This is a genomic window from Microbacterium stercoris (genome assembly GCF_017592545.1).
Taxonomy (GTDB): domain Bacteria; phylum Actinomycetota; class Actinomycetes; order Actinomycetales; family Microbacteriaceae; genus Microbacterium; species Microbacterium stercoris.
In genome coordinates this window covers 186789-201759 of record NZ_JAGFOA010000004.1, presented here as the reverse complement: position 1 = coordinate 201759, position 14971 = coordinate 186789, and the positions used below count along the sequence as shown (strand labels likewise).

General features: G+C 69.6%; 14 protein-coding genes, 1 tRNA gene and 1 pseudogene. 7 read left to right on the top strand and 9 right to left on the bottom strand.

Translation table 11 applies throughout. From position 1 onward, the window contains the following. Positions 1-542: 542 nt before the first annotated feature. Together J5V96_RS11160 and J5V96_RS11155 are read left to right on the top strand one after the other, a co-directional pair. A complete protein-coding gene (locus J5V96_RS11160) occupies positions 543-857 on the top strand; it encodes a WhiB family transcriptional regulator (protein WP_208503775.1) in 315 nt (104 codons plus the stop codon). A 58-nt stretch (positions 858-915) separates the two neighbouring features. Beyond that, a complete protein-coding gene (locus J5V96_RS11155; RefSeq protein ID WP_208503774.1) occupies positions 916-1218 on the top strand; it encodes a hypothetical protein in 303 nt (100 codons plus the stop codon). A 214-nt stretch (positions 1219-1432) separates the two neighbouring features. On the opposite strand, the gene J5V96_RS11150 is transcribed toward J5V96_RS11155, so the two are convergent. Then, positions 1433-2758 carry a hypothetical protein gene (locus J5V96_RS11150; RefSeq protein ID WP_208503773.1) on the bottom strand — a complete coding sequence of 442 codons (1326 nt, stop codon included), beginning with the start codon at positions 2756-2758 and terminating at the stop codon, positions 1433-1435. Between the two features lie 323 nt (positions 2759-3081). Between J5V96_RS11150 and J5V96_RS11145 the strand changes: the two are divergent. Continuing rightward, positions 3082-3637 (top strand): annotated as a pseudogene (locus J5V96_RS11145) (recombinase family protein). 109 nt (positions 3638-3746) lie between these two features. Here J5V96_RS11145 and J5V96_RS11140 read toward each other — a convergent pair. Next, positions 3747-3820 (bottom strand) — tRNA-Gly (locus tag J5V96_RS11140). Between the two features lie 196 nt (positions 3821-4016). On the opposite strand from J5V96_RS11140, the gene J5V96_RS11135 reads away from it, so the two are divergent. Both J5V96_RS11135 and J5V96_RS17415 read left to right on the top strand, forming a co-directional pair. Further along, positions 4017-4199, top strand: coding sequence for a hypothetical protein (locus J5V96_RS11135; protein ID WP_208503771.1), 183 nt, complete (start codon positions 4017-4019; stop codon positions 4197-4199). Positions 4200-4255: 56 nt separating this feature from the next. Then, positions 4256-7126: a helix-turn-helix transcriptional regulator gene (locus tag J5V96_RS17415; RefSeq protein WP_208503770.1), complete on the top strand. Its 2871-nt coding sequence runs from the start codon at positions 4256-4258 to the stop codon at positions 7124-7126. Positions 7127-7162: 36 nt separating this feature from the next. Here J5V96_RS17415 and J5V96_RS11125 read toward each other — a convergent pair whose 3' ends face one another. Then, complete coding sequence (locus J5V96_RS11125) at positions 7163-7717, bottom strand: gamma carbonic anhydrase family protein (protein ID WP_208503769.1); 555 nt, start codon at positions 7715-7717, stop codon at positions 7163-7165. 176 nt (positions 7718-7893) lie between these two features. Between J5V96_RS11125 and J5V96_RS11120 the strand changes: the two genes are divergently transcribed. Beyond that, complete coding sequence (locus J5V96_RS11120) at positions 7894-8376, top strand: Dps family protein (protein WP_208503768.1); 483 nt, start codon at positions 7894-7896, stop codon at positions 8374-8376. 96 nt (positions 8377-8472) lie between these two features. Here the strand turns inward: J5V96_RS11120 and J5V96_RS11115 are convergent, their stop codons facing one another. The 3 genes from J5V96_RS11115 to J5V96_RS11105 form a co-directional block, all read right to left on the bottom strand. Beyond that, complete coding sequence (locus J5V96_RS11115; RefSeq protein WP_208503765.1) at positions 8473-9993, bottom strand: amidohydrolase; 1521 nt, start codon at positions 9991-9993, stop codon at positions 8473-8475. Beyond that, complete coding sequence (locus J5V96_RS11110) at positions 9990-10640, bottom strand: FMN-binding negative transcriptional regulator (protein WP_208503763.1); 651 nt, start codon at positions 10638-10640, stop codon at positions 9990-9992. The genes J5V96_RS11115 and J5V96_RS11110 overlap by 4 nt, the downstream gene beginning before the upstream one ends. A gap of 68 nt (positions 10641-10708) precedes the next feature. Beyond that, positions 10709-11236 carry a MarR family winged helix-turn-helix transcriptional regulator gene (locus tag J5V96_RS11105; protein ID WP_208503761.1) on the bottom strand — a complete coding sequence of 176 codons (528 nt, stop codon included), beginning with the start codon at positions 11234-11236 and terminating at the stop codon, positions 10709-10711. A gap of 72 nt (positions 11237-11308) precedes the next feature. On the opposite strand from J5V96_RS11105, the gene J5V96_RS11100 reads away from it, so the two are divergent. Continuing rightward, positions 11309-12100 carry an SDR family NAD(P)-dependent oxidoreductase gene (locus tag J5V96_RS11100; RefSeq protein WP_208503759.1) on the top strand — a complete coding sequence of 264 codons (792 nt, stop codon included), beginning with the start codon at positions 11309-11311 and terminating at the stop codon, positions 12098-12100. A 49-nt stretch (positions 12101-12149) separates the two neighbouring features. Here J5V96_RS11100 and J5V96_RS11095 read toward each other — a convergent pair whose 3' ends face one another. From J5V96_RS11095 to J5V96_RS11085, 3 genes are read right to left on the bottom strand one after another with little or no spacing between them, the layout of a single operon-like run. Continuing rightward, positions 12150-13178 carry an Fpg/Nei family DNA glycosylase gene (locus J5V96_RS11095; RefSeq protein ID WP_208503758.1) on the bottom strand — a complete coding sequence of 343 codons (1029 nt, stop codon included), beginning with the start codon at positions 13176-13178 and terminating at the stop codon, positions 12150-12152. A gap of 18 nt (positions 13179-13196) precedes the next feature. Next, positions 13197-13682 carry a ribose-5-phosphate isomerase gene (locus J5V96_RS11090; RefSeq protein ID WP_208503757.1) on the bottom strand — a complete coding sequence of 162 codons (486 nt, stop codon included), beginning with the start codon at positions 13680-13682 and terminating at the stop codon, positions 13197-13199. A 46-nt stretch (positions 13683-13728) separates the two neighbouring features. Further along, entirely contained in the window at positions 13729-14961 is a 1233-nt protein-coding gene (locus J5V96_RS11085; protein WP_208503756.1) for a ferrochelatase, read from the bottom strand. Between the last annotated feature and the right edge of the window lie 10 nt (positions 14962-14971).

Genomic DNA, 14971 nt, shown 5'->3' with positions numbered 1-14971 from the left:
CGAGGAGATCCCTACATGACGCATCCGAACGACCGCCACGACCTGGCCCGTCCCGACGAGCAGGTGCACTTCCCCGTGGCCCGCACGATCCCCACCAAGGCCGGATCGTTCACGGCCTTCGGGGCCAACGTGGGCCGGGGCATGACCATCACGCTGACCGCCGACATCATCGAGGCTCAGAGGGACCGCCACGGCGACCTCTCCCGATCCTGGGTCGCACTTCTCCACGACGAGGACGCGCAGGTCGCGAGGTTCGGCCAGGTCATCGTGCGTCCCGGTCCGTGGCTTGCGGACGAAGAGATCTGGATCCACGGGATCCGCGTTGGGAGATGGAGCGGGACCGCGCCCGTCGCGCCGCCTGGGGCCTCACCGACGAGCGCGCGCCGAAGCGCTCGCCGCAGTCGAGAAGCGCTCCGCCCCCGCCCGGTCCACCAGCAAGACGCCCGCCGTCTACGAGCGTGGCCAGCACCCGACCGAGCGCGCCGCCGCGGAACAGGAGCGCGAGTTGGCCGCCGCCCAAGCCGCGGGAACCCGGTGATCGCATGGCACGAGGACCCGAACCGAAGGACCAGGCCGAGCTGACCGGCGACGCCGACAGCGCGTGGCAGGCGCTGAGCGCCGCTCTGGCCACGAAGAAGCCGCCGTGCATTGGGGAATCCCGGTTCATCCCGGACGAGCTGTCACAGCCTCAGCAGGCCGAGCTGGCCGTGATCTGCGCGGGATGCCCGATCCTGTCGCAGTGCTCCGACTTCGCTGGTCAGGTCGCTCCGTATCGCTCCGCTGGCTTCTGGGCCGGATCGTCGCGCGGTCGCCACGCCCGCGGCGACTACAAGCGCCGACGCGAGGTGGCCGCATGAACGGCGGTGTAACCCCAGTCGGACTGAGTTTGGTGTCCACCGTCCGCACGCGGCCCCTGTGGCCCGCGCAGCGCAGCAGACGCCGCCTCCACGCCCGCGCTCCGATGCCCGAGCCATCGCGACGGCGCACCTGAAGACGACGATCATCCAGCCGGCGCTGGCCGGGCCGGTGAAGCTCGATGTCGGGGTGAGCACCTACGCCATTCCGAAGGGATCCCGCGTCGCGCACCATGCGGACGAGCCCATCGCCTACGTGCTCACCCCGCAAGGCGGTCTGCACGTCATCTCGGAGCGCGGCGAGCTGACCGGCGTCGCACCCGCCGTCCTGGCCACGATCCGGCGCGTGCGATTCCAGACCTGACAGAGCGCCGCGCGCGCTGGGGTGGCGTGGGATCTCGAACGCGCGCGCCCCACACGTCGACGGACTCCTGCGCGGTTCAGGGATGTTACGTGCTCCCGCCGACACGACGCCCCCGCCCTCGCCTCCCTTCCTAGGTTTGAGCGCCGGGGGCGTCACCCCATGGTGCTTATATGCCCCTCACGAGACGATGCCGGGGCCGTCGCTCCCCGCCGTGCTAACGCACGATCTGATCGTTCCGATCCCAGTCCACAGGCCACTCTTGTCGCGTGGCGTCGATCCACTCCGGGCCGTCCCCAGGCCAGGAGGCAGGTGGCGCGGACCGCGCGTACAGGAACAGACTCGTACGGTCTGTTGCGCCGATGCCGAGCACCCACCCGCTCGGAAGGATGCGCCATCCTCGCCAACGGGTCCTGTCCGGCGTGGTCTCTACGATGACCCCGTGGTCATCCGGAAGTCCGTACCTGGAGAGGGGACGGAGGATGTTGTCCGTTCGCTCCGCTCCCCAGAAGCGGTTTCCTTGCCGCTCGTACCAGCCGGACTGACAGGTGTGAAGCCAACGAAGGGCCTTCTTGGTGCCGTCGAACTCGCGTCGATCGAGTTGAGCGCCATCGGCACCTGCACCCTCTACGCCCGCCAAGGCGTCGAGGGTTTGCAACTGATCGAGCGCCTTCGCGTCGCGACGGTCCAGGTCGTCGCTCACGTCCCGTGCATGACTGACCGCACCCCGAAAGGTGCGCTCGCCACGCAGTTGTAGATGCGTACCGTTGAACGCCTTCGCGGTCCGGAGTGAAAACGACAGGCCCACGAGGATGCCAGCCTTCTCCCGCCAGCTCACGCCCTCATTCAGGCGGGAAACACGGAGAAGGATGCCCTCGACTGCCGCGAGGTAGGCGAAGCCGTAGAGGAACGGGAAGAGCGCGAGAGGAAGCCACACCGCCAAGAGGAGTTGGAGGGTGAGTTCATTCTGATCGAGCGTCGGCCACTGACTTGCCAGGTGAGCGGTACTCCACACCATGAGCCCGAATCCCACTGCGACGAGTGCGGAGTTGACGCATCCGGACAGGGCCTTCTGCCCCGTGCTCGGGTCGATGCGCTGAACTACCACCTGCATGAGCACGAGCAGGATCAGCACTACCTGCAGCAAGATCTCGGCCCACAACGGGAGCGGACTGAGGTTGACGTAGAAGCCGACGAAGGCCGAGAGGCCCACGGCCTCCTTCACCACGTCTCTAAGGAGTAGGCCCCCGGACTTGTTGTTGAGCGCTCGAAACAGCAGGGGGAGACCAACAACCATCGCGGTGAGGATCGTGTCCTTCAGCAGCGAGACGTCCCAGAGGCCGACGTTGTACATGGCCAGCACACAGAGGCCCACCCAGGCGATGTAGGCGACCAACACCCCGATGATCTTGCGGTTCCAAAGCGCCTTGCCGACCCCGGCGAAGCTTCTCAGAAGATCACCGCGAGTCTTCGGGTTGGCCAGTCCCGCGACGATCAGAGCCGCGAGCACAATCGCGGTTGCGACTTCTCGTTCGTTGAGCACCCGACCTCCCGCCGCTGACCGTAGCAGGACGAAACTGTCTCGATTCGCAGGCGGAACCCGGGTCGAGACCGGAGACCCACACTGGGCCTCATCGGGGCTCCAGATTGGCAACGCCGATCCATGTGCGGGGTGCCGGTCAGGAAGTGGCTTCTGACCATAACTTCTGCGAGCTACGAAACGGCCTCGCAAAAAGATCCCGAGTCAAGAATCCAGAGACCAGGCAAAAACGGCGCGACCCGCCGGGATTCGCCATCTCCAAATTCGACTACGGAACTTCATTCAAGTGCTGAATTTTGTTACGCGAGTTTTGAGTGACTTGAACCGTGACGAAGACGACCCCCGCCACCCGTACGCTCGTGGGCTACGCCCGCGTCTCGACCGATAAACAAGATGAGGCGCGCCAGCTTGCCCCTCTCGCTAGCGCCGGGACCACCCACCATGAGATGTACACCGATCACGCACAGAGCGGTGCGAAGCGGTCGCGCCCCGAGTTCGACCGGACTCGCGAACCTCTCGACGGGCGATGTCGTCGTCGTTGCTGAGCTTGACCGGCTCAGACGCGATGCGGGCCACGTCATCACAACGATTCCCGACCTCCGGGAGCGCGGCATCCACGTTCGCGCCCTCGCGGACGGCGTGGACAGCACCACAGACATGGGTGAGCCGATGATGCGTTTCCTCGCGATCATGGGTCAGATGGAACGGCGGTTCTTCCAGCGCCGTGAGTTCGGCTCCGGCCTGGGTCTTGGTGCCCGTGAAGTTCAGCGACCTGCGGGTCCCGTCGGGTGCAGTCCACCGGATCCGCCACTTGCCGTTGCCGAGGGGCGTGATCAAACCGTTGCCGTTGGCACGCTTGGCTATGAATGTCTCCTGCTCTGAGAGCGGGCTGACACTCGCGCATTGGCCATCCGTTGGCCAGGAGCGTCAGCCCTGGTGTGGGGACAGAGGCCCGATCATTCGCGATTCCTGGCGGGAGTAGGTGACTTACTGGAGGGGATGACGGGAATCGAACCCGCGTAATCAGTTTGGAAGACTGAGGCTCTACCATTGAGCTACATCCCCGCGTCCGGTCGAACCGGCAGCACGTTCGAGTCTAGCTGACTCCGCGCCCTGTTCCCGAACCGCGGTACCCCGGGCCTGTCGCCTAAGGCACCTCAGGGCGGTCGTGGCTCCGAAGATAGGGCGATCTCCGGATGCTCGAGGGGCGCCTCAGAGACGACCGTGAAGTCATCAGCACAACGGATGACAGGAGCGGGACATGTACATCGACCCCATGATCGGGATCCTCCGGTACGAGGAGGACGTGCGGCGTGCCGAGGAGCGGATCCGGATGATCCAGGCTCTGGAAGAGCGTCAGGCGGCGGAGCGGTCCTCGGCGCGTCGGGCGCGCCGCACGGAGCCCCGCGGCCTTCTGCGGGCGCTGCTCCCCCACCACTCGTGAGTCCTTTCCGCCCGACCGCTCGCGACGATGTCGGTGGCCGGTGGGACGATGGGCGAGTGACCATCCAGACGAGCGAACTGATCGGCCGCGACGCCGAGCTCTCGCAGCTGGCGGACGTGTTCGCCGACGTCGCCACCGGACGGCCTCGTATCGCCGTGATCGGGGGCGAGGCCGGGATCGGCAAGACCCGGCTGCTCACCGACTTCCTCGAGAACTCCACCCCGGGCGCGCGCGTTCTCATCGGGCGCTGCGTCGATCTCGGGGGCACCGGCGACGCCTACACGGCGATCACGGCGGCCCTGCGCCCGCTCGTCGCCGAGCTCGGAGCTGAGGAGATCGCTCGCATCACGGGCCAGCGGGCACTGGGTGCGCTCTTCCCCCAGCTCGGGCGCGTCGAGGCCGGCGGTGCCACCGCGGGCGGACTGCACGAGTCGATCGCACTGCTGCTGGAGCGAGCAGCCGCCGACCGCCCGGTGGTGCTCGTGATCGAAGACCTCCACTGGATCGACCCCGCGAGTCTCGCCGTGCTGCGCTTCCTCAGCCGCGCGCTCGTGGATGCGCCCGTGCTGCTGGCGATCACCTACCGCACCGAGGACATCGGGCGGGGTCATCACGCGCGCTCCTTCCTCGCGGAGCTGAGCCGGGATCGCCGCGCCGTGCGCGTCGATCTGCCTCGGCTCGATCGCGAAGGCACCCGCCGTCTGATGCGCGCGCTGCTCGGCGACAGCCCCAGCGACTCCGCCGTCGACGCCCTGCTCGAGCGCAGCGACGGCGTGCCCTTCTACATCGAGGAGCTCATCGACCTCGAGACCTGTGACGACGTGCCGCCCTCACTGCCCGACGGCCTGCGCGACCTTCTGCTGGTGCGCTACGAACGTCTGTCCGACGAAGCGCAGCACGTTGTGCGCCACATGGCCATCGGCGGCCTCGAGTCCGATCACGATCTCCTCGCCGCGGTGCTGGGTCAGGATGCCGCGGCGATCGAGGGGCCGGTGTGGGAGGCGATCGGCGCCGGGCTGCTCGTGGCCACGTCGAACGGCTACTGCTTCCGCCATGCCCTCATGCGCGAGGCGATCCACGACGACGTGCTGCCGGGCGTGCGCGAGCGGCTGCATGAGCGCTACGCCGTCGAGCTGGAGCGCCGCGCCGGCGACACCGGCTCCGATGCCGCCGCGATCGCGCGGCACTGGGCCGGTGCGAAGGACGTCGGCCGCGCCTTCCCCGCCTGGCTGCGCGCGATGCGGGAGTCGCGCGCGGCGCTCGGCTACGCATCCGCCGCCGAGCACGCCCAGCGCGCGCTGTCGCTCTGGGACGTCGTGGACGACCCCGAGTCAGCCTCGGGCATGACCCGCCGCGAGCTCATGGGCCGAGCCGCCACCTACCTGCGCAACGCCGGCGACGTCGATCGCAGCCTCGCCCTGCTCAAAGCGGCGCTCGCCGACTGCCCGCCGGGCACGCGTGAGTACGCGCTGCTGCTCAACAACCAGGGTCGCGGGCTCGCGATGCTCGCGCGTCCGGGCGCGATCGAGTCGTACCGCGAGGCCCTCGCCACGCTCGACGGTCTCGAGCAGACCCCCGAGCACGAGCTCATGCGCGCGGACGTGATGGTCTCGCTGGCCGGCCGGCTGATGCTGGCCGGCGAGGACGCTGAGGCGCTCGCCCTGTCCACGGCGGGTGCGGAGATCGCCCATACCCAGCGAGCCGCGCGCCTCGAGTCGGTGAGCGTGAATGTCGCCGCGCTGTGCCACGGGCACATGGGGCGTGCCGATCTCGCCGTCTCGGAGCTCGAACGCGCACGCGCGATCGCCGGCGACGACGGCCCCGCCATGCTGCGCTACTGGGTCAACGCCTCGGATCTCGCGCATCACCGCGGCGAGTACGAGCGTGCGCTGCGAATCGCCCAGGAGGGCATGGATGCCGCACGTCGCTACGGGGCGGACCGCACCTCGGGCGTCATCCTGACCTCGAATGCCGTCGACCCGCTCACCGCGCTCGGTCGATGGGACGAGGCGACCGAGCTCATCGAGCGCGCTCTCGCCTTCTCCCCTCCCGGGGCGTTCCGCTCCTACGTCATCCGCGCTCGCGCCTGGATGCTCGTGTGGCGGGGCGAGGCGACGGCCGCCCGGGAGGCACTCAACGCCTCGCGGGCGCAGTTCACCTCGACGGCCGAGTACGAGGTGCAGTCGCGGCTCGGTGTCGCACATGCAGCCACCGAGATCGCACTCGCGCTCGATGATCTGCCCACGGCGTGGAACGCCGCGCAGGCGCTGCTCGCGGCTGACCCCGAGCGTCTGCACCCCGGTCAGGTGCCCCCGTTCGCGTGGTCCACCTCCCGTCTGCTCACACGGCTGCGAGAGCAGGGAGCGCCGCCCGGGGTCGACCTCGCCCAGGCGGAAGCCGGCCTGCGCCGCGTGGTCGACGGCTTCTCCTGGTGGCCCACGCACGAGGTCTGGGACGCCGCCATCACCGCGCAGCTGACGCCCTCGCCCGCTGCCTGGGCCGCGGCCGTCGAGGCGGCCTCCGGCGAGCGAGCGCCCGTGTATCTGCTGCCCGCCGTGCTGCGGCAGAGCGCCGCCTGCCTGCTCGACGAGGGCGATCGGGCTGCGGCGCGCGACCGCCTCGAGCAGGCGATCCGACTGGCAGATGAGCGCGGGGTGCTCGCCGTCGCCCGCGAGGCGCGCGATCTCGGCCGTTCTTCCGGTCTGCTGCGTGAGCCCGCGGCGCGTCTGACCGCCGACGACCTCACCGACCGCGAGCGTCAGGTGCTCGAGCTGGTGTCGGCGGGCCTCAGCAACCGACAGATCGGCGAACGCCTGTTCATCAGCGGCAAGACCGCGAGCGTGCATGTCTCGGCCATCCTGCGCAAGCTGGGGGCCGCCAACCGCGCCGAGGCCGCACACCTCGCGCGCGACCTCATCGCGGGCTGATCACCGCACCGGCCCAGCTGTCCGCGCCAGCGGCGATCAGCTCGCGGTCAGAGCGGCGGAGTGACGCTCGGCGTGCGCGAGGTAGTTCTCGGCGTTGTCGCGAAGAGCGGCGACCTCCTCGTCGGTGAGCTCCCGCCGTACCTTCCCGGGCACGCCGGCGACCAGCGACCGGGCGGGCACAACGGTTCCCTCGAGCACCACGGCGCCGGCCGCGACGAGCGATCCCTCGCCGATCACCGCCCCCGAGAGCACAACGCTCCCCATGCCGATCAGCGCGCCGTCGCCGATGCGGCATCCATGGACGACGGCGTTGTGCCCGATCGATACGTACTCGCCGATCTCGGTGCCGTGATCGGCATCCACGTGAATCGAGACGTTGTCCTGCACATTGCTGAAGGCGCCGATCTCGATGGCGGCGACATCGCCGCGGACGACCGCGTTGTACCAGACACTCGCCCGCTCTCCGAGGGCGACCGATCCGATCACGCGCGCCCCATCGGCCACGAACGCGTCGGGATGGATCGCGGGGATGTCGTCATGTCCTGAGGGAGAGAGGAGCGGGATGATCGAGGCGGCCGGAGAGATGGGCATGACGCCGACTCTAGGCCGTGTCAACCCCCGCACGCCCGATGAGGTGAGGCTGCCCTTCGTTTCCCCTGGTGAGGCGTGATTTAGCCCAGCCTTTGCTTGCTTGCGGAATGTCTGAGGCCGAGTAGCGTTGCATTCAACAGACGGCGCGCAGCCGGATTCACTTCGGAGGTAAAGACATGAGCAACCAGACCATCGCCACCACCGCCGCCGACCCGACCATCGCCGCGGGAGTCTCGCAGTTCCTCTCCCCCGTCGTGCTGGGCCTGCAGGCTCTGGCCGTCAACGGCAAGCAGGCGCACTGGCACGTGCGCGGCGCCAACTTCATCGGCGTCCACGAGTTCCTCGACACCCTTGTCGCAAACGCGCAGGCGGGTGCCGACGAGGCCGCCGAGCGCATCGTCGCCCTGGGCCTTCCCATCGACGCACGCCTCGAGGCGGTCGCCGCAAAGGGCGCCGGCACCGGTGTCGCCGCGGGCTTCTCCCAGTCGGCCGACACGATCCGCGCCGTCGTGGCCGACATCGACAAGGTGATCGCAGACCTCGACGCCGCGATCGAGGGCCTCGACGAGATCGACCTCTCGAGCCAGGACGTCGCCATCGGCATCAAGAAGACCATCGAGAAGGACCGCTGGTTCCTCGTCGCGCACATCGCGGCGTGATGATCCCGCGCCGCCACGGCGCACGAGCCTAGCGACGAGCAACAGGCTCCCACGACGAAGGCCCCGGATCCGTCCGGGGCCTTCGTCGTGCTCGGATCAGCCCACGTGTGTGAGCCGACCGCCGAGAAGGGTGGCGTGCACGGGCATGGTGCGCAGTTCCTGCTCGTCGCAGGCGAGCGGATCGCGCGCGACGAGCGCGAGGTCGGCAACGGCGCCTGGCTCGATCCGGGACTCCTCCAGCGATCCGCCATAGGTCGACGCCGCCAGCGCCGTCTGCACGTCGAGACACTCCTCGGCGTGCCAGGGCGCCTCATCGCCTCGTCTGCGGAACACGGCGGCAGCCAGGGTGATCCACGGATCCAGCGGCGCCACGGGGGCGTCCGAGCCGAGCAGCAGACCGGCCCCCGCGTTCTGCAGGGATCGCAGCGGGAACGCCAGCCCGGTCTGCCCCGCCCACAGTTCGTCCGCCAGGGCTCGGTCATCCAGCGCGTGCGAGGGCTGCACACTCGCGCCCACGCCGAGGCGCGCGAAACGGGCGAGATCGGCATGGCGCACGAGCTGCGCGTGCTCGATGCGCCCGACGGCGCCGGTGGCCGTGAAGGCATCGAGGGCGTGGGTGTTCGCGACATCCCCGATGGCATGCACCGCGCATCCGATGCCGGCGCCCGTGGCGCGCGTCATGAGCTCGATCAGGTCGCCGTCCGCCACGGTGAGCACACCGTGGTTGTGCGGGTCGTCCGCGTAGGCGTGCGAGCAGGCCGCCGTGCGGGTGCCGAGCGAGCCGTCCGTGATGATCTTCAGGGGACCGACGCGCACAAGATCGGTGGCGGCGTCGCGGAGCGGATCGCCCGACTGGAGCCCCAGCCCGATCGCGCGGTCGAGATCCGGCGGATAGATGCCGAAATCGACGCGCACGGCATCGAAGCCGGACGCCGTGCGCCGCTGCCAGATCTCCTCGTTCCAGGTCATGTCGAGATCGACCCAGCCCACCACGCCTCGGGCGGCAGCGGCATGGGCGGCTCGCGCGACCGCGGCGTCGCCGTCCCGCGCGGGCACGCCGTTGAGAACGCGGCCGAGCGCGAAGGCCTGTTCCTCCCGCACCACTCCGCGCGCGTCGGTCTCGACGCCCTCTCGGCGCTGTGCGGCGGAGTTCAGCCAGATGGAATGCACATCGAGGTTGACGACGTAGGTCGGCACGTCGCCCGTCGTGGCATCGAGCACCTCGATGCTCGGGCCCTCCGGCCAGAGCGCATCGCGCATCTCGATCGCCACGCGCCGGCCATCGGACTGCACAGGGGCCGCGCCCGCGAGGGCCGCGGCCTCGGATGCCGATGTCGCCGCGCGCACCGAGACCCGATCGGCACGCAGCGCCCACTGCAGCGGGTGCACATGGTGATCCCACAGGCCGGGCACAAGCCAGTGGCCACCCGCATCGAGCACCGTGCCCCGGCGTGGCAGCGCACCGGACGGCGCGATGTCGGCGATCAGACCGCCGGAGAGGTGCACGTCGTACAGGGCCGCCGGATCGATCGAGGCATACGGCAGGAGCTCTCGACCGGATCCGGCGATCCGGACATCCGCGATCACGTCGACGTGGTCACCCCGCACGCGGCTCACCGCAGCGCCCCTTTCGCCGCGAGGCGCTGATCCTGCGACCGGCGCATCTCGGCCGCGAGACGTGGATTGCGGTGCGGCCCTGAGCCGTCCAACTCGGCGATGATCGTCTCGACCACCTCATCGGGGCGATTCTGGCTCAGCTTTCGCTTGGCCTCCACGCGCGTCGGCGTCAACCGGAACCCCACCGTGCCCCGCTCGAGACGGTGCACGAAGTCGGGATCGTTGGGGCGCTCCCACATCATGCGCGGAGCGGGCATAGGCGACTCGAAGCGGTCGACGAGCCGATCGAGCACCTCGAGGTTCTCCTCGGGGCTGAGCACCTCGGGCACCCCTGACAGGTGCGCCGAGACGAAGTTCCACGTCGGAACCGCCGGCCCGTCGCCGTACCAGGCAGGCGAGATATAGCCGTGCGGCCCCTGCACCACCACAAGCAGCTCTCGCTCTCCGAGACCTAGGATCGCGTCATCGGGCCGACCGACGTGGCCGACGATCGTGAGGTCGTCGCGTCCCTCGTCGAGCAGCACGGCGTAGTGCGAGGCCATCAGCCCCGTCTCGGTCTGCGCGACGAGGGTCACCCACGGATTCAACTCGATCAGGCGCCTCAGCTCGATGACATCCGTGAAGGCGAAGGAGGGGTTCTGGCGCATGGATCCGATGCTACGGCGGCCCGCACGCCTCGTTCGCCGCACCGCTCGAACAGTCGCCGCCGGCCCGATCACTCAGGACGAGCAGCGGACGGGCCCCATCGCCGCGGGGTCGACTCCGGATCGGGCTGGCGCTCCTGTTCGATCGCATCGAGGATGCGGCGCGTGATGCCGCGCAGCTGGCGCTCCTGTGGCCCGGTGAGCCGGTCGAGCACCAGGCGGCGCACCGTGTCCTGGTGGCCTGGCGTCGCCTGGCGCATCTTGTCGAGGCCCGCCTCCGTCAGCACCGCGCGTGTTGAGCGCCCGTCCTCCGGATCCCGGGAGCGGCGCACCCAGCCATCACGCTCGAGACGGGTCACCGCACGCGACAGGCGAGACAGCGTGCCGTTCGCATAGCCCGCGAGCACCGACATACGCAGAGCCCGCTCCGGGGCGTGAGCGAGCGCGTAGAGCACGCCGTACTCGAAGTGGGTCAGCCCGGCGTCCCGCTGGAGCTGGGCGTCGAGGGCGACCGGGAGCCATTCCAGCAACGTGGCAAGACCCGCCCACGTCTCGAGACGCTCCCCCGCCAGCTCGCCGTGCTCCGCGCCCTCGTGCATACGAACGAGCCTACCCCGCCGCTGTGGTTTACTTGCCCAGGCAATCAATCGACATCACGAGGAGAGTCGCACATGGATCTGGATCTGCACGGTCGGCGCGCGTTCGTCAGCGGATCGACGCAGGGAATCGGCTATGCGATCGCAGAGGCGCTGCTTCGCGAAGGCGTCGCCGTGACCGTCAACGGACGAGTCCCCGACCGGGTCGACGCCGCGGTCGCATCGTTGCGTGCGGCAGCCCCCGCCGGCGAGGTGAACGGCATCGCCGCCGACCTCGCGCAGCCGGATGAGGTCAGCCGACTTCTTGTCGATCTGGGAGACGTCGACATCCTGGTCAACAACGCAGGGGTATTCGAAGTGGAGGACTTCGCCGCCGTGACGGATGCCGTCTGGCAGCGCTACTGGGACGTGAATGTGATGAGCGGCGTACGGCTCTCCCGCCACCTCCTCGGCGGCATGACCGCCCGCGGGTGGGGGCGCATCCTGTTCATCTCGAGCGAGTCGGGCGTGAACGTCCCCGCCGACATGATCCCGTATGGGGCGACGAAGGCCGCGGCGCTCGCGATCGCGAACGGCCTGGCGAAGCTCACGCGCGGTACGGCTGTGACGGTGAACAGCATCCTCGGCGGCCCGACCTACTCCGACGGGGTCGCGCAGGCGATCGATCAGCTCGCCCGCGCACAGGCGATGGATCGGGATGTGCTGACGCAGGCGATCGTCGGCGCGAACCGCACCTCGCTGGTCGAGCGTTTCCTCGCGCCCTCCGAGATCGCGAACCTGGCGGTCTACCTCGCCAGCCCGCGCGCGTCGGCGACGAACGGCGCCGCAGTGCGGGCCGATGGCGGCACGTTGACGACGGTGCTCTGACCGGGCGGCGTGCGGGGGGGGGCGCACCGCCGTCAGGTCGTCGAGCGAGTCAGCGCTGGCAGTTCGGACACCAGTAGAGCTTTCGCGCCTGCATCTCCTCGAGCACGATCTCGGTTCCGCACACGCGGCAGGGCAGGCCGGCGCGGTGGTAGACCCAGTGCCGGTCGTCACGGTGGGCCATCGCCTTGCGCCAGGCCTCTCCCTCGAGGCCGTCCATGGTCATCATCTGGCCGGTCTCCACGCCGATGCGCAGGAGCCCGACCCAGTCTCGCCACATACCCCGCACGAGCTCCTCGGGGATCGCGCGGCCCGGCGTGTGCGGGTCAAGGCGGGCCCGGAACAGCATCTCGGCGCGGTACACGTTGCCGATGCCACTGACCACCGACTGGTCCATCAGCAGCTGCCCGATCGCCACGTTGCGCTTGCGCACCGCCGCCACGAAGCGCTCCTCGTTCTCAGCGGGGTCGCCCACCAGCGGGTCGGGACCGAGGCGGGCGATCACGGCGGCGATCTGCTCCGGAGTCTCCACCGCGCACGCCGTGGGGCCGCGCAGATCCGCGCATGTCGAGGCGGTCAGCAGGCGCACCCGCACCTGGCCGACCACGGGGGGCGGCCATTCGGCGTCCTCGGCCTCGAGGCCGTCCGCCTCGTCGAGACCCTTGGTCTGCTCGGACATACGCACGTGGACACGCGTCCGGCGCGGGGCGCCGATCGAGGCGAGCGAGTTCTCTCCCGCGTCATCGAAGATCGGCGCGTCGTCGGCATCCGCGAGGTCGGTGCCCCGCTGATTGGTCTGACCCATCCGCCCGTTCGCCGAGGCGATCGTGGGATCGACGAGGATCTCGCCCGCGAAGTCCCACGCGCCGTACAGACCGAGGTGCACCCGCAGCCAGACCTCCTCGTCGAACTCGAGGAACATCTGCTTGCCGACGGCCTGCGCCCTCGTGGGCGTGCGGCCGTCGAGCAGCGCCGCGCCCTCGGCGAAACGGCCCTGCGGGCTCGATGCGGAGATGGGGCGGCCGACGAAGTTGCGCTGGAACTGCCGCGCGATGCGGTGGACGGAATGACCCTCGGGCATCGGATCAGGCGATCCGGATCAGGCGCGCGGGTCGGGCAGCAGCACGCCCTCGGTCTCGTAGGCGAAGACCTGGGCGATGCGACGCGCGTGGCGCTCCTCCCCCGGGAACGGCGTGGCGATGAATCGATCGATGAAGCTCACGACCTCCTCGAACGAGTGCTGGCGAGCACCGATCGCGATGACGTTGGCGTTGTTGTGCTCACGGGCGAGCTCGGCCGTGGAGAGGTTCCACACGAGAGCCGCGCGGATGCCCTTGACCTTGTTCGCGGCGATCTGCTCGCCGTTGCCCGAGCCGCCGAAGACGATTCCGAGCGCCTCGACGCCTGCCGTCTGATCGTCGACGACCGCCTGGGCGGCGCGGATGCAGAACGACGGGTAGTCGTCGACCGGGTCGTACTCGATCGGACCGTGGTCGATCACCTCGTGGCCCGCATCGGCCAGGTGGTGCTGGAGCTGGGTGGAGAACTCGAGGCCGGCGTGGTCGGTCGCGATGTGAAGGCGCATGTGCTCGTTCCTGGGATGTCCGGTGGGGTGCGGTGGGGTGGGGTCGTTAGGGCAGGATGCCAGCGACGGCGGGCTTGAATCCCGCACGGACGTTCTCGCAGCAGCCGGGGCGGCACACGTCGAACCAGGGGCCGAGGTCGGTGCGGCGCGGACGCTCGGCGGCCGGCGTGCCGTTCAGGCGCTCCTCGACGAGGTCGATGAGGCCCGCGACGTACGCCGGATCGACACCGGGAGTCGGGGTGCGCACGGACCGGAGGCCTGCCTCGGCGGCGGACTCGGTCGCCTCGTTGTCGAGATCCCAGAGCACCTCCATGTGGTCGCTCACGAAGCCCAGGGGCACGATCGCGATCGCCCGAACACCCTCGGCGGGAAGCTCGGCGATGACGTCGTTGATGTCGGGCTCGAGCCACGGCTGGGACGCGGGGCCGGAGCGCGACTGGTAGACGAGCTTCCACGACACCTCGGCGGCCTCGGGGATGCGCGTGGCGATGTCCGCCATGACCGCTTCGGCGACCGCCAGGTGCTGGGCGGCGTACGCGCCACCCTCGCCCCAGTCGACATCGCGCGGACCGGAGCGATCGGCGTCCTGCATCGGCACGCTGTGGGTGGAGAAGAGCACGCGGATCTCGGCCGGAGCGAGACCGTCGGCCAGATAGTCGCGCAGCGCCGCCTCGACACCGTCGATGAAGGGCTGGACGAACCCGGGGTGATCGAAGAACTGACGCACCTTGTCGATCGACACGCGACCGCCGAGGCCCGTCTCCTCCAGCACGCGGGCGAAGTCCTCGCGGTACTGGCGGCAGCTCGAGAACGAGCTGTAGGCGCTGGTGGAGATCGCGATGAGGTTGCGGTGTCCCGCCGCGTCGGCCTCGGTCACGGCCGCATCCAGGAAGGGGGCCCAGTTGCGGTTGCCCCAGTACACCGGCAGGTCGAGCCCGCGACGCGCGATCTCCGCCTCCAGGGCCTCCTTCAGCGCGCGGTTCTGCGCGTTGATCGGGCTCACACCGCCGAAGTGGCGGTAGTGCGTGGCGACCTCCTCGAGCCGCTCGTCCGGGATGCCGCGGCCCCGCGTGACGTTGCGCAGGAACGGGATGACATCATCCTGCCCCTCCGGCCCACCGAAGGAGGCGAGCAGGATCGCGTCATACGCGACAGGGGTCTCGATGAACGGCGCCCCCGAGGAAGCGGCGGCTGAGGCGTAGAGCGGGCCCTGCGTCTCGGTCGTCGTCTCGTCGATGCCAACGGGGGTCTCGTGGGGCTGCTCGGTCACGTGCTCCATTTTCGCACCC